This is a genomic window from Sphingomonas sp. FW306-05-A, assembly GCF_058782275.1.
Window position 1 is genome coordinate 432139 of sequence record NZ_JBYSXN010000002.1, and the last position, 14211, is coordinate 446349.

The window sequence follows — 14211 nt, forward strand, 5'->3', positions numbered from 1 at the left end:
CCCATACCGACGTTCGCCAGTATGGATTCCCGCCTGCGCGGGAATGACGGGGGGTGGAGTTACCGTCACGCTACCACCCCGACCCGCTGAATTTCCCACGTCAATTCCACTCCCGATTGCGCTTTCACGCGATCCCGCACCTCTTCGCCCAGCGCCTCGATCTCGGCGCTGGTCGCGGCCCCGAGGTTGAGCAGGAAGTTGCAGTGCTTTTCGCTCACTTGCGCATCGCCGCGCGTCAGTCCGCGACACCCGGCCGCGTCGATCAACGCCCATGCCTTGTGCCCGTCCGGATTCTTGAACGTCGACCCGCCGGTGCGCGAACGCAACGGTTGCGACGCTTCGCGCTCGGCGGCGATGCGGTCCATCTCCGCCTGGATCACCGAAGGGTCCTCCGGATGCCCGCGGAACGTCGCGCTGACCACGATGCACCCTTCGGGCAGGTCCGAATGCCGATAGCTGTACCCGACCGCATCGACCGGCAGCACACGGCGTTCGCCGTTGCGGAGCACGATCTCGCATTCGACCAGCACGTCCTTGGTCTCGCGCCCATATGCGCCGCCGTTCATCCGCACGAACCCGCCGACCGTGCCGGGGATCGAACGCAGAAACTCGACGCCCCCGATTCCGGCATCGCGCGCCGACGACGACACCAGGATCCCGCTCGCCCCGCCGCCGCACAGCAGCGTCGTCCCGTCGATCGCGGACACCTTGGCGAACGGCTTGCCCAACCGGATCACCACGCCGGGCACACCGCCGTCGCGCACGATCAGGTTCGACCCCAAGCCGAGCGGCAACACCGGCACCGCAGGATCGAGCGCGGCGAGGAAGGCACTGAGGTCGGCCGTGTCCTTCGGCTCGAACAGCCACTGTGCGCTGCCGCCCGATTTGAACCACACCAGTGGCGCAAGCGGCGCGTTCTCGGTCAATCGGCCTTCCGTTTTGGGCAGATCGCGCGCAACGCGCGCGCCATCGGAAGGCGGCATCGCGCTCATCGCGCCGCCTCGATGCCAGCCGCCAGCCCCGCCGCCCATTTGGTGATGTCTCCAGCGCCCAGGCAGACGACCATGTCGCCCGCCTGCACCACGCCGGCGAGCGTCTGCGCCAGCGTAGCCGCATCCGCGATCGTTGCGGCGGAACGATGCCCGCGCCGCTTGATCCCGTCGACCAGTGCGTCCGCGTCGACACCCTCGACCGGCTGTTCGCCCGCGGCATAGACCGGCGTCACCAGCACCATGTCGGCATCGTTGAACGCGCCCTGGAACTCCTCCATCAGGTCGCCGAGCCGTGAATAGCGGTGCGGCTGGACGACCGCGATCACGCGGTTGCGTACGCCTTCGCGCGCCGCGGCGAGCACCGCGCGGATCTCGACCGGGTGATGCCCGTAATCGTCGATGATCGTGACCACCCCGCCCGGCACCGCGACTTCGCCGACGTTGGTAAAGCGCCGCTTGACCCCGCCGAACTGCTTGAACCCCTGCTGGATCGTCGCATCGTCGATCCCCAGCTCAAGCGCGACGCCAATCGCGGCGAGCGCGTTCTGGACGTTGTGCCGCCCGGCCATCGGCAGATCGATCCCCTCGATCGAGCGGCTGGTCCCGTCACGGTGACGGATGATCACCTCGAAGCGGTTGCCGCCCGGCACCGGCGTCACATTGACTCCGCGCACGTCGGCCTGCGCCGCAAAGCCATAGGTCACGACGCGCCGGTCGCGGACGCGCGGAATGATGTTCTGCACTTCGGGATGATCGAGGCACAGCAATGCCGCGCCGTAGAAGGGCACGTTCTCGATGAACTCGACATAGGCGTTCTTGGCCTGGTCGAAGCTGCCGTAATGGTCGAGATGCTCGGGATCGATGTTGGTGACGACCGCGATCGTCCCGTCTAGCCGCAGGAAGCTGCCGTCGCTCTCGTCCGCCTCGACCACCATCCAGTCGCTTGCGCCCAGACGTGCGTTCGATCCGTAGGAGTTGATGATCCCGCCGTTGATGACGGTCGGATCGACCCCGCCCGCATCGAGCAGCGCCGCGACCATGCTCGTCGTGGTCGTCTTGCCGTGCGTGCCCGCGACCGCAACGGTCGACTTGAGCCGCATCAGCTCCGCAAGCATCTCCGCACGCCGCACCACCGGGATACGTCGCTCGAGTGCCACCTCGACCTCGGGGTTGCCGCGCTTGATCGCGGTCGACGTCACGATCACCGCCGCGTCGCCGAGATTGGCGGCGTGATGCCCGATCAGGACCGGGATGCCCTTCGCGCGCAGCCCCTCGATGACATAGCCCTCGGCCACGTCCGACCCCTGCACGCTGTAGCCGAGGTTCTTCATCACCTCGGCGATGCCCGACATGCCGATCCCGCCGATGCCGACGAAATGGATCGTGCCGATGTCGGTTGCGACACCCCTCATGCGAATGCTGCCTTCTGATTGGGGTTGCGGCGCTGTGGCGCGCCGATCGGCATGTCGCCACGCGTATTGCCGAGGCTTTCGACCAGATCCGCCAGATCGCTCGCCGCCTCCGGACGACCGCAGCCGCGCGCGCGCGCCGCGGCATTCTGCAACGCCGCGGGATCGAGCCCGAGCTTCTGCATCTGCTTGGCGAGTTCGACCGGCGTGAAACTGCTCTGCTGGATCGTCCGCGCGCCGCCCGCGAGCGTCATCTCGCGCGCGTTGACGGTCTGGTGATCATCGGTCGCGCTCGGCAACGGCACGAGGATCGCCGGCCGCCCCGCGCAGGTCAGTTCCGCCAGCGTCGATGCACCCGCGCGCGCGATCACGACATGCGCCCACGCCAGTTGCTCGGGCAAGTCGGGCAGATAGGTCGCCAGTTCGGCCGCGATCGACAGTTCGGCATATTTCGCGCGGCACGCCTCGATATCCTCGATCCGCGCCTGATGCGTCACCTGCAACCGCCGCCGGAAAGCCAGCGGCAGCAGCGACAGCCCGTCGGGCACCACCCGGCTCAGCACACTCGCGCCCTGGCTGCCGCCGGTCACGAGCACGCGGAAGATCCCGTCTTCCTCGAGCAGCGGATACGGCTTGGCGCGCAGCGCGATCACCGCATCACGCACCGGATTGCCGACCAGATACGTCTTGTCGCGCAGCTTCCCGCCCAGCCGCTCGACCTCGGCATAGGATGTCGCGATCGCATTCACTTTGCGCGCGACCAACCGGTTGACCCGGCCCAGCACCGCATTTTGCTCGTGCACTGCGGTCGGGATCTTCTGGTTGAACGCCCCCAGCAGCGCCGGCAGCGCCGGATACCCACCGAAGCCGATCACCGCATCGGGACGGAAGCTCTTGTACAGCTGGATCGCCATCGCGCGGCCTTTCAGCATCGCGGACGTCGCCTTGAGATAGCCGACCGGCCCGCCGCCCAACCGCCCCGCGGGGAGGATATGCGTCTGGATCCCCTCGAACAGCCCGGGAAAGCGCACGCCGCGCTCATCGCTGACCAGCGCGACATAATGCCCGCGCCGCATCAGTTCGGCCGCGAGCGCCGCCGCCGGGACCATGTGCCCGCCAGTCCCGCCCGCTGCCAGTACGAAGTGTTTCGCCACGCTCATTCGCCGCTCCATCGCGCGATATATTTGGATCGCAAGACGAACGGATTGCGTCGGGTAAACGCCAGCAGCAACCCCATTCCGATCGACAAGGCGATCAGCGACGATCCGCCGTACGAGATAAACGGCAGCGTCATGCCCTTGCTCGGCGCGATCCCGGTGTTGACCGCCATCGAGATCAAAGCCTGGATGCCGAACTGCGTCGCCAGCCCCGCCGCCGCGAACAGGCGAAATTCGTCCTGTTCGTCGAGCAGCTTGACGAACACGCGCACGACGATCGCGAGGAACAGCATCGCGATGATCATGCACGCGATCAGCCCAAATTCCTCGCCGATCACCGAGAAGATGTAATCGGTATGCCCCTCGGGCAGCCGGAACTTCATCGCGCCGCCGCCCGGCCCGGTCCCGCGCCAGCCGCCCGCAGTGATCGTGTCGTGTGCGGCGTTGGTCTGGTAATGGTCGGCCGCGCCCGGACCGTCATGGTCGGGGAAGATGAACGCGTTGATCCGCGCGCGCGCCGTCCCGTAGAACATGTACGCCGCGACCAGCCCCGCCGGGACCGCCGCGACGAAGCCGGCGATGATCTTCGGCGAGGTGCCCGAGATCAGCAGCAACGCCATCCACACCGCGCAGAACACCACCGTCTGCCCGAAATCGGGCTGCAGCATCAGCAGCACCGAAACCAGCGCGGTCATCCCCGCGGTGATCGTCACCACCGGCAGCGCATCGTCCTTCGCGCGCATCGACAGCACCCACGCCGCCGTCACGATGAAGAACGGTTTGAGGAATTCGGACGGCTGGAGCAACGACACGCCGAGGTTGAGCCAGCGCGTCGCGCCGTTCTTCTGCACCCCGAACACCGGGACCAGCATCAGCAACACAAGGCACGCGACCGTACCGATCAGCGCCATCCGGCGCGCAACGGGAACGGGCAGCATCGACACCCCCAGCAGGACGGGCAACGACACGCCGACCCAGGCGAGCTGCCACCACAGATAGAAGAGCGGCGGGACGACGTGCTTGCCGTCCGAATAGCGCGTCGCCGCGGCGGGCGACGCCGCCCCGACTGCGACCAGTCCGACCGCGATCAGCAGCAGCGTCAGCAGCAGCAGCATCCGGTCGATATCCCAGAACCACGTGCCGAGCGGCGACCGGTCGCCGCGTCCGCCGCGACCCTTCATGCTTTTCCACAATTTTGGCGGGCTATTGCTCATGTCGTTCACTGGAGCGCCTCGACCAAAGTCCGGAATTGCGTGCCGCGATCCTCGAAATCGCGAAATTGATCGAACGATGCGCACGCGGGCGACAACAGCACCGTATCCCCGGGCGCGGCACTCCGCGCGGCGGCGGCGACCGCGGTGGCGAGATCGCCGCATTGCTCGACCGGCACCTTGCCCGCGAGAATCGCGGCGAAGCGCGGTCCCGCGGCACCGATCGTATAGGCACAGGCGACATGGCCGAACTGCGGCGCGCACGCGTCGAGATCGTCCGACTTGGCCTCGCCGCCCAGGATCCAGTGGATCCGCCCGAACGCCGCCAGCGCGGGCGCGGTGGATTCGGGGTTGGTCGCCTTGCTGTCGTTGACATAGGCGACGCCATCCCGGACCCGCACGCGCTCCATCCGGTGCGCCAGTCCCGTGAAGCTCTGCAGCCCCGCATCGATCGCGGCTTCGCTGACCCCCAGCGCCTGCGCCACCGCGATCGCGGCGAGCGCGTTCTGCGCGTTGTGCGGCCCTTGCAGCGACGGCCAGCGCGACTGGTCCATGCACACGCCGGGCGCGATCTTGGTGAGATGCTCGCCCCGCGCGGACAGGCTGCGCGCGATCAGCGCCGAGGGCGTGTCGCCGATCCCGATGATCGCGGCATGCTCGCGCGACTGCATCGCGAACAGGCGGGCCTTCGATGCGGCATAGGCGTCGAACCCGTCGTAGCGATCGAGATGATCGGGGGTGATGTTGAGCAACACCGCGACATCGCAGTCGAGGCTCTGCGTCAGGTCGATCTGGTAGCTCGACAGTTCGAGCACATAGACGCCGCCTTCCGGCAGCGGTGGCTGTTCGAGGATCGGCAGGCCGATGTTGCCGCCCATCAGGCTGGGGATGCCTGCGGTTTGCAGGATGTGGTGGATGAGCGCTGTGGTGGTCGACTTGCCGTTGGTGCCGGTGATGCCGACGACCTTGTGGCGCGGCAGCGCGGGGCGCGCCTGGGCGAACAGTTCGATGTCGCCGAGAATGGGGACGTTCGCGGCGCGTGCTTTCTCCGCCACAGGATGGCGATTGAGGGGGACACCCGGGGATACGACGAGGCCGTCGAAGCCCGTAAGGTCGAACGTCTCCGGATTGGAAAACGTTAAAAGCCCCTCCCCTTCAGGGGAGGGGTTGGGGGTGGGGGAAGTCTCACCGAGAGCAGCGCCCGGTACAGCCCCACCCCAACCCCTCCCCTGAAGGGAAGGGGCTTGAGAAGAAAGAGCCGCCCGCTTCGCCGCATCCGAATCCCAAGCAGCAACCGCCGCCCCGCCCGCAACCAGCGCACGCACGCTCGCCACGCCCGACCGCGCGAGCCCCAGCACAGCGTAACGCTTGCCAGCCCAAGTCGGTGAAACAATCACGAGAAAGCCACCATAAAGAAAAGCCCCTCCCCTTCAGGGGAGGGGTTGGGGGTGGGGCGTGTCTCACCGAGACCAGCGCCTGGTACAGCCCCACCCCAACCCCTCCCCTGAAGGGGAGGGGCTTCAAAAAGAAGACCTGCGCGCTTCACCGCAACTTCAACGTCGAAAGACCAGCCAGCGCCAGCACCAGCGCAATGATCCAGAACCGGATCACCACGGTCGGCTCGCTCCACCCGAGCTGCTCGAAATGGTGGTGAATCGGCGCCATCTTGAACACACGGCGCCCGGTGCGCTTGTACCAGAACACCTGGACGATGACGCTCACTGCCTCGACCACGAACAGACCGCCGATGATCCCGAGCACGATCTCGTGATGCGCCACGACCGAAATCGCCCCGAGCGCGCCGCCGAGCGCAAGGCTCCCGGTGTCGCCCATGAACACCGCAGCCGGCGGCGCGTTGAACCACAGGAAGGCGAGCCCCGCCCCCACGATCCCGCCACAGAAGATCGCCAGATCGCCCGCATGCGGCACATGTGGAATGCCGAGATAGGTCGCGAACTTGAGGTTGCCCGCCAGATACACGATCAGCATGAACGCGACGCTCGCGATGATCACCGGCATCGTGGCGAGCCCGTCCAGCCCGTCGGTCAGGTTCACCGCATTGCCGAACGCTACGATCGTGAACGCCGCGAACACGACGTAGAACCACCCCAGCTGGATCACCGGCCCGGTATAGAACGGCAGATACAGATGCGTCCCGTTCTGGTGAACGATGATCGCGCTCGCAACCAGCGCGATCGCGAATTCGCCGATCAGCCGCAGCTTGCTCGAGACGCCCGCGGTGCTCGCCTTGCGGACCTTGTCATAGTCGTCGAGGAACCCGATCGCGCCAAACCCGAGCGTCACGAAGGTGCACGCCCAGACGAACGGGTTGGACAGGTCCATCCACAACAGGCTGGAGACGACCAGGCTGGTCAGGATCATCAGCCCGCCCATCGTCGGCGTGCCGCGCTTCGACAGATGCGATTGCGGGCCATCGAGCCGAATCGGCTGGCCCTTGCCCTGCCGCACGCGCAGCCAGCCGATGAACCGCGGGCCGATCAGCAGCCCGAGGAACAGCGACGTCGCGACCGCCCCGCCGGTACGGAAGGACAGATAGCGGAAGAGATTGAGCCCCCCCGGGAATCCCAGATATTCGGCGATGAAATAGAGCATTACTGTGTCCCGCCCCGCAGGCTTGCGACAACCGCCGCCAACCCTACGCCGTTCGATCCCTTGATGAGCACCGCGTCCCCCGCCCCCAGCATCGCAGACAGGGCAGCCCGCGCCGCGGCAGCGTCCGCGACATGGACGAAATCGCCCTTCCCCTCAAGCGCGTTCGCCAGCGGGGTGATGCGTTCACCGACAAGAATGCCCGCTTCGACCCCCGCCGCGAGGATCGGCTCGGCGAGCGCCGCGTGATAGGAATCGCTGTCGTCACCCAACTCGCGCATTTCGCCGAGCAGGACGATCCGCCGCACGCCCTTTTCGGCGGCGAGCACCGCAAGCGTCGCGCGCATCGATGCCGGATTGGCATTGTAGCTTTCGTCGATCACCAGCGCGCTGCCCCCCGGCGCCGCCACGGTGAAGCGCGCGCCGCGCCCGGCGAGCCCGCCCATCTCCGCCAGCGCCAGTCCCGCGAGCGCAAGGTCGCCGCCGACCGCATCGACCGCGGCGAGCACCGCCAGCCCGTTGGAGACCCAGTGCATCCCCGCCTGCCCCATCGTGAAGCTCAGCTCGCGCGTGCCGACCTTCGCGGTCACGAACGTCCCGCGCGCGGTGCGCATCGTCTCCATCGCGCGGACGTCCGCCGCCTTGTCGAGCCCGAAGGTCACGATCCGCGCGGCATAAGGCGCGGCGGCAGCGATCAGCCGGTCGCGGTGGGGACTGTCGTACGGCACGATCGCCACGCCGCCGGGTTCGAGCCCCGCGAAAATTTCCCCCTTGGCGTCCGCGATCGCTTCTTCGTTCGGAAAGAATTCGGTGTGCGCGGGCGCGATCGTCGTGACGATCGCAACATGCGGGCGGACGAGTTGCGTCAGTTGCGCGAGTTCGCCCGCATGGTTCATCCCCATCTCGAACACGCCGAAGCGAGTCTCGGCGGGCATCCGCGCTAGGCTGAGCGGAACGCCGGTATGGTTGTTGTAGCTCTTGACCGAACGATGCGCGGCATCGGGCGCCCCGCGGTCGAGTGCTGCGAACAGCGCTTCCTTGGTCCCGGTCTTGCCGACCGACCCGGTGACGCCGATGATCCTGGCTGAGGTCCGTGCGCGCGCCGCACGCGCGAGCGCGTCGAGCGCGAGCGTCGTGTCGGGGACGAGCACATGCGGGTATTTTGTGGGCTCGGACACGACCGAACCGGCGGCACCTTGCGTAGAAACGGTGTCGAGAAAGCTGAAACCGTCGCTGAATGCGCCCTTCATCGCGACAAAAAGATCGCCTTTGCCGACCTCGCGTGAGTCAAAAGTAACGCCGGTCGCGGCGAAGTCGGCGGATGCGGTACCGCCCGTCGCGGCGGCAATCTCCGCCGCGGTCCACAGCGGCGCGCTCATGCGCTCAGCTCCTGCGCCATTTCGCGCGCGACGCTGACGTCGTCGAACGGCAGCACCAGATCGCCGACGATCTGCCCCTGTTCGTGCCCTTTGCCTGCAATCAGAACGATATCCTGCGGTCCCGCCGCCTCGATCGCCGCGCGGATCGCATCGCGCCGCGACCCGATCTCGGTCGCGCCCGGCGCGCCTTCCAGCACCATCGCGCGGATCGCGGCGGGGTCCTCACTGCGGGGATTGTCATCGGTAACAATGACTTGGTCGGCCTGTTCGATCGCGACGCGCCCCATTTCCGAACGCTTGCCCTGGTCGCGGTCGCCGCCAGCGCCGATCACGACGATCAGCCGCCCGCCTGCATGGGGCTTGAGCGCTGCGATCGCCGCTTCCAGCGCGTCGGGGGTATGCGCATAATCGACATAGACCGGCGCGCCGCTGGCGGCGATGACCGCGCGTTCCAGACGCCCTCTAACCGGTTGTAAACGGGTGATATTCGCCAGCGTTGCCGCCACGTCACTGCCCGTCGCGATCACCAGTCCCGCCGCGGTCAGCGCATTCGCCGCCTGATATGCGCCGATCAGCGGCAGGTTGATCGTATAGGTCGCGCCATCCGCCTCGATCGTCAGCACCTGCCCGAGCAGGCTCGGCACCCGCTTGATCAGCCTGAGCCGCTCCCCCGCCGTTCCCACCGTCGCCACCGCAACGCCGCGCGCCTGTGCAACCTTGGCGACCTTCACGGTGGCGGGATCATCCGCCCACAGCACCGCGGTGCCGCCATCGGCCAGCACCTCGGAGAACAGCCGCAGCTTCGCCTCGAGATACGCGTCCATCGTCCCGTGATAATCGAGGTGATCGCGGCTGAGATTGGTGAACGCCGCCGCTCGAACCGCCAGCCCCTCGGTGCGATATTGCGTCAATCCGTGGCTGGATGCCTCGAACGCGACGTGCGTCACGCCCTCGCGCGCCAGCCCGGCGACGTTCGACAGGAACGTCACCACATCGGGCGTCGTCAGCCCGGTCGAAACGCGGTCGTCCCCCGTGGTCACGCCCAGCGTCCCGATCGACGCCGCGTGGAACCCCGCCATGCGCCACAATTGCCGAACCATTTCGACCGTCGAAGTCTTCCCGTTGGTCCCCGTCACCGCCACCGCGACGCCCGGGAACGGGGCGAAATAGCGCGCGGCAAGCTGCGCAAAGGCACGCCGCGGATTGGCATCGGCGATGTGCACCGCGCCCTCCACCACCGCCTCGGGCCGTGCCACGACCGCGATCGCGCCCCCCGCCACCGCCGCCGCAATATAGTCCTCACCGTTGACGGCCGCGCCCTGAAACGCACCGAACACCGTTCCCGGCGCGACCTTGCGGTGGTCGATCGCGAAGCCGCTTACCGTCGCGCTTTCGTTTCCACCGGTCAGCGCACCCAATTTCACGGCAAATCCTTCATTCTGCAGTCGCGGCGGGCTTCTTGTCGCCCGTCCATACCAGCGGCAAAAGCTGCGATACATCAATGTCGCGGCTTGTGTCGGGTGTCACCCCCAGCATCGCGCCGGTCCGTGAGATCACCCGCCCGACAACCGGAGCGGCATTCCACGCTGCGGTGGTGAGGCCGAACGTCTCGGCGGTCCCGTTGGGCGAATCGAGCATCGCAACGACGACGTACCGCGGCGCGTCCATCGGGAAGGCGGCGGCAAACGTCGACACGTTCTTGCTCCGCGAATAGCCGCCTGCACCGGCGATTTCACCGGTGCCGGTCTTGCCGCCGACACGGTAGCCGGGCGCATCGCCCTTGCGCCCGGTGCCGAGCAGCACCACCAACCGCAACAACTGCCGCATCCGCGCGCTGGTCGCCTCGGTCAGCACGCGACGTCCCTTAGGGGCAGCACCCGGTGCAACCTTGAGCAGCGTCGTTGGCCGGTAGATCCCACCGTTGACGAGCGTGGCATAGGCGTTCGCCAGATGCAGCGGCGTGATCGCGATGCCGTGTCCATAGGCGGTGGTCATCACCGTCGTCCGGCCCCAATAGCGCGGCCAGATCGGTCCGGCACGCTCGCGCAATTCGATAGCGGGGCGTTCGCCGAAACCGAGCGCGGTGAACATCGCCGCCATCCGCTCCTTGCCCATCCGGTCAGCGATCTGTGCGGTCACGACGTTCGACGAATAGACCAGCGTCTCGGGGATGTTGAGCCAGCGCTTGGGATCGCCGCGATCGTCGTGGATCGTGAAGCGACCGACCTTGAGCGGCTTGGTCGCGTCGAACCGCCGGGTCATATCGGTGATGACGCCGTCGTTGATCGCAGCAGCCATCGCGATCGGCTTGAAGGTCGACCCAAGCTCGTACACCGACTGGGTCACGTTGTTGCGCAGCGCGTCGCTGCTCGTGCCGCTGATCTTGTTGGGGTTGTACACCGGCAGCGACACCATCGAGATGATCTCGCCGGTATGCACGTCGAGGACGACGCCGGTCGCCGCCTTCGCCTTGAAGTTGGTCATCGCGCGACCGAGTTCGCTCTCCATCGCGGCCTGGACCCGCGCGTCGATCGACAGCGCGATCGGTTCGCCGCGGCGGCGCGGATCGCTCAGCCGCTCATCGAACGCACGCTCGATCCCGGCGCGCCCTGCGATATGGGCATCGGTCGCGGTCGGACCGATATAGCCGAGCACGTGCGCCGCCATCGTCGATTGCGGATACAGCCGCTCGGGCTCGCGCGCGAACACCAGGCCGGGTTCGCCGAGCGCGTGGACCTTGTTGACGAGATCAGGGGATGCGTGTTTCTCGAGATAGGTGAACTTGGCGCGCATCGTGAGCTTCTGGAAATACCAGCCGGCGTCATGCCCCGGCATCAGCCGCGCGAGCGAATCCGCCAGGTCCTGCCGGTCCCCCAGCAACTGCGGCGGGCGCACGCCGATCGTCCAAGCGTCGATCGTCCGTGCCAGCGGCTGACCGTTGCGATCGAGAATGTCGCCGCGGACTTGCGGATTGACCGCAAGGTTCGCTGCACCGGCCGGAGCGCTCAGGATGCCGAGCAGCGCGATCCGGCCGATCACCAGCACGAACCCCGCCATGATCAGTAGCATCAGTATCATCAGCCGCACATGCGCGACCGCGACCAGCGCGTGGCGCTGTTCGTTACCCCGTCGCGCGGGGACCGGCCGGGCGACGAGAGTCGTCATTTACGCGATCGAGTCTCGGCGCGTGCGCCGCTGCGCAAGTCGCCCAGCATGCTGTCATCGAGCAACGCACGATCGAGCATCGCCACCGCCGCCCGCGGCTTGGGCGTTGCGACCGCGGCCATCGCGGTACGCCCGACCGGCGCTGCGGCGCGCGTCGGCTTGGTGCGCGGGGAAACGGGTGCCGGGACGATCGCGGCCTGAGCGCGCGGTGCGGGCACCGACGCCGGCGCGGTCTTGGGGGACACCGTCGCAACTGCAACGGCCACGGGGGCCGCCGCCGCCGTGGCGGGCACCACGGCCGCACCTGCTGCCGGCAGCGGGGCAAGCGGCTTGAACGACGCCAGTTGCGGACCGTTGGGCGAGCTTGGCTCGAGTGCCGCAAGCGCGGCTTCGTCGGCCACGAACTGCCCCGCAGACGGCGCGACCAGCCCGAGCTTCTCGGCGTTCCACTTGTCGAGCTGCGCCAGATTGGCGCGCGTGTCGAACTCGGTTTCGAGCGCGCGAATCTCGCGTTCCGCCCGCGCGATTTCCACGACGGTGTGGTCGAGCTTCTTGCGCTCGGCGGCGACCTGCAACGGCACGAGCAGGAAGCCGAGCGCCACCGCGACGCTCGCTAGGAACCATCCCAGACTCTTCCAAGCCAGCCCCAGCATTACAACGCCCCTTCCGTCCAAGCGGTGGCACTCGTCCGTCGTGCCGTCCGCAATGTGGCTGATCGTGCGCGCGGATTGCGCGCGATTTCTTCGTCGCTCGGGCGCACGCCGCGACCGACCTGTTCGAAACTGGGAGCGTGCTTCGCCGCCACTTCGGGCAGATGCCGCGACCCCGAGGGCATTCCGCCCGAGCGTTCGCGCAGGAAGCGCTTGACCATCCGGTCCTCGAGGCTGTGGAACGTCACGATCGCGAGCCGACCACCCGGCGCGAGTACGCGCTCCGCCGCCGCCAGACCGTCCGCCAGTTCGCCCAGCTCGCGGTTGATGTGGATGCGGATCGCCTGGAAGGTCCGCGTCGCCGGATCCTTCTTGTCATGCGCCTTATACCCGAGCGCCCGACGAACGACGTGCGCCAGCTCGCCGGTCCGCGTAATCGGCCGCGCCGCGACGATCGCGCGCGCCACACGGCGCGAGCGGGGCTCGTCGCCATATTGGTACAATACATCGGCAATCGCGGATTCGTCGGCGGTGTTGACGAAGTCGGCGGCGCTCTCGCCTTCCTGACTCATCCGCATGTCGAGCGGACCGTCCGACTGGAAGCTGAAGCCGCGCTCGGCCTGGTCGAGCTGCATCGACGAGACGCCGATATCCATCGTCACGCCCTGCACCGGCACGGCATCCCGCGCGGCGAGTTCGGCTTCCAGCGCGGAGAAGGTCGCAGGCACGAGTATCAACGCGCCGTCGGACGCATCGACCAGCGCCGCGCCGGCAGTGATCGCATCGGGGTCACGGTCGAACGCAATCACGCGCGCACCGCGTGCAAGCATCCCGCGCGTATAGCCGCCCGCGCCGAACGTCGCGTCGACGTGGCATTCACCCGGGGCAATGGCGAGCGCCTCGATCACTTCGTCGAGCAGGACGGGGACGTGGGGAGCCTCGCTCACAGGGCCACTCCCTTGGTCTTGCAGTGATAGCGGCATGCCGCCTGCATCACCGGATCGACATCCGCGGCGTCGAGCAACGTCTTCGGGTCCCAGATCTCGATCCAGTCGAGCGTGCCCCAGAAGAAGGCGTGTTCCCCGATCCCGGCATAGTCGCGCGGGAAGCCGGGCATGATGAAGCGCCCCGAACCGTCGAACGGAACCGGCTCGCCGCTCGCGCCGCGACGCTTGAAGTTATAGTTGGGCTCACCGTCCGCAGCGGTATGCGCGGCTTCGCGCGCATCGAGCTGGGCGCGCAGGATCTTCACGTAGGCCGGGTCGTAGGCGCGCAGGCATTTGTGCTTAGGGTGGACACCAACGATCACCGTCCCGCCATCCTTGCCGTCGGGGCGCGGCGCATTGGCTGCCAGCGTCGCTCGGAGAGAAGCAGGAATCGCGACCCGGCCCTTGTCATCGACAAGGCCAAGACCGTCACCCTGATAATCTCCGCGTTCGTCCACGCTTACCCCGCATCAAGCGGGCGAGCCTCCCCCGGTCCGGGAAATGCATTCCTGCGTTTCCCAGTGCTGCAAAATGCAGGCGAGATCGGGCTGCCCCTGTTGAATCAGAGGTACCACGGGGATAGCCGGGGATACAAGGGGAAACCCGGGGATGGAGCGGGCCGCGGGGCTAATCCCACGGTTTTCGGCGCAAA

At 67.4% G+C, this 14211-nt stretch carries 12 protein-coding genes; all 12 read right to left on the minus strand.

All coding sequences use genetic code 11. The features are described from left to right. Positions 1-65: 65 nt before the first annotated feature. The 12 genes from murB to AC3WJR_RS10920 all read right to left on the minus strand — a co-directional run bounded on the left by murB (position 66) and on the right by AC3WJR_RS10920 (position 14017). A complete protein-coding gene (murB, locus tag AC3WJR_RS10865; RefSeq protein WP_492726117.1) occupies positions 66-983 on the minus strand; it encodes a UDP-N-acetylmuramate dehydrogenase in 918 nt (305 codons plus the stop codon). Positions 984-988: 5 nt separating this feature from the next. Next, entirely contained in the window at positions 989-2404 is a 1416-nt protein-coding gene (gene murC, locus AC3WJR_RS10870; RefSeq protein WP_492724911.1) for a UDP-N-acetylmuramate--L-alanine ligase, read from the minus strand. Next, positions 2401-3561, minus strand: a complete 1161-nt coding sequence (murG, locus tag AC3WJR_RS10875; protein ID WP_354282027.1) for an undecaprenyldiphospho-muramoylpentapeptide beta-N-acetylglucosaminyltransferase — start codon at positions 3559-3561, stop codon at positions 2401-2403. The genes murC and murG overlap by 4 nt, the downstream gene beginning before the upstream one ends. Further along, a complete protein-coding gene (locus AC3WJR_RS10880; protein ID WP_354282026.1) occupies positions 3558-4772 on the minus strand; it encodes an FtsW/RodA/SpoVE family cell cycle protein in 1215 nt (404 codons plus the stop codon). The genes murG and AC3WJR_RS10880 overlap by 4 nt, the downstream gene beginning before the upstream one ends. 5 nt (positions 4773-4777) lie before the next feature. Further along, positions 4778-6166: a UDP-N-acetylmuramoyl-L-alanine--D-glutamate ligase gene (gene murD / locus AC3WJR_RS10885; RefSeq protein ID WP_492724914.1), complete on the minus strand. Its 1389-nt coding sequence runs from the start codon at positions 6164-6166 to the stop codon at positions 4778-4780. A gap of 145 nt (positions 6167-6311) precedes the next feature. Then, positions 6312-7382: a phospho-N-acetylmuramoyl-pentapeptide-transferase gene (gene mraY / locus AC3WJR_RS10890; protein WP_354282024.1), complete on the minus strand. Its 1071-nt coding sequence runs from the start codon at positions 7380-7382 to the stop codon at positions 6312-6314. Next, positions 7382-8758, minus strand: a complete 1377-nt coding sequence (locus tag AC3WJR_RS10895; protein WP_492724916.1) for a UDP-N-acetylmuramoyl-tripeptide--D-alanyl-D-alanine ligase — start codon at positions 8756-8758, stop codon at positions 7382-7384. Before AC3WJR_RS10895 ends, mraY begins: the two co-directional genes overlap by 1 nt. Beyond that, a complete protein-coding gene (locus AC3WJR_RS10900; protein ID WP_492724918.1) occupies positions 8755-10182 on the minus strand; it encodes a UDP-N-acetylmuramoyl-L-alanyl-D-glutamate--2,6-diaminopimelate ligase in 1428 nt (475 codons plus the stop codon). Before AC3WJR_RS10900 ends, AC3WJR_RS10895 begins: the two co-directional genes overlap by 4 nt. Before the next feature lie 10 nt (positions 10183-10192). After that, entirely contained in the window at positions 10193-11923 is a 1731-nt protein-coding gene (locus AC3WJR_RS10905) for a peptidoglycan D,D-transpeptidase FtsI family protein (protein WP_492724920.1), read from the minus strand. Then, entirely contained in the window at positions 11920-12576 is a 657-nt protein-coding gene (locus AC3WJR_RS10910) for a hypothetical protein (RefSeq protein ID WP_492724922.1), read from the minus strand. The genes AC3WJR_RS10905 and AC3WJR_RS10910 overlap by 4 nt, the downstream gene beginning before the upstream one ends. Then, on the minus strand, positions 12576-13556 hold the full coding sequence (rsmH, locus tag AC3WJR_RS10915; RefSeq protein ID WP_492724924.1) for a 16S rRNA (cytosine(1402)-N(4))-methyltransferase RsmH: 981 nt from the start codon (positions 13554-13556) through the stop codon (positions 12576-12578). Before rsmH ends, AC3WJR_RS10910 begins: the two co-directional genes overlap by 1 nt. Continuing rightward, the gene (locus tag AC3WJR_RS10920; RefSeq protein ID WP_354282018.1) at positions 13517-14017 is read right to left on the minus strand and encodes a division/cell wall cluster transcriptional repressor MraZ; all 501 of its coding nucleotides are present in this window, start codon (positions 14015-14017) and stop codon (positions 13517-13519) included. The genes rsmH and AC3WJR_RS10920 overlap by 40 nt, the downstream gene beginning before the upstream one ends. Between the last annotated feature and the right edge of the window lie 194 nt (positions 14018-14211).

Excerpts from the sequence above, each read along its gene's own strand:
- murB (WP_492726117.1), bottom strand. The coding sequence starts at position 983 with ATGCCGCCTTCCGATGGCGCGCGCGTTGCGCGCGATCTGCCCAAAACG.
- murC (WP_492724911.1), bottom strand. The coding sequence starts at position 2,404 with ATGAGGGGTGTCGCAACCGACATCGGCACGATCCATTTCGTCGGCATC.
- murG (WP_354282027.1), bottom strand. The coding sequence starts at position 3,561 with ATGAGCGTGGCGAAACACTTCGTACTGGCAGCGGGCGGGACTGGCGGG.
- AC3WJR_RS10880 (WP_354282026.1), bottom strand. The coding sequence starts at position 4,772 with ATGAGCAATAGCCCGCCAAAATTGTGGAAAAGCATGAAGGGTCGCGGC.
- mraY (WP_354282024.1), bottom strand. The coding sequence starts at position 7,382 with ATGCTCTATTTCATCGCCGAATATCTGGGATTCCCGGGGGGGCTCAAT.
- AC3WJR_RS10895 (WP_492724916.1), bottom strand. The coding sequence starts at position 8,758 with ATGAGCGCGCCGCTGTGGACCGCGGCGGAGATTGCCGCCGCGACGGGC.
- AC3WJR_RS10905 (WP_492724920.1), bottom strand. The coding sequence starts at position 11,923 with ATGACGACTCTCGTCGCCCGGCCGGTCCCCGCGCGACGGGGTAACGAA.
- AC3WJR_RS10910 (WP_492724922.1), bottom strand. The coding sequence starts at position 12,576 with ATGCTGGGGCTGGCTTGGAAGAGTCTGGGATGGTTCCTAGCGAGCGTC.
- rsmH (WP_492724924.1), bottom strand. The coding sequence starts at position 13,556 with ATGCCGCTATCACTGCAAGACCAAGGGAGTGGCCCTGTGAGCGAGGCT.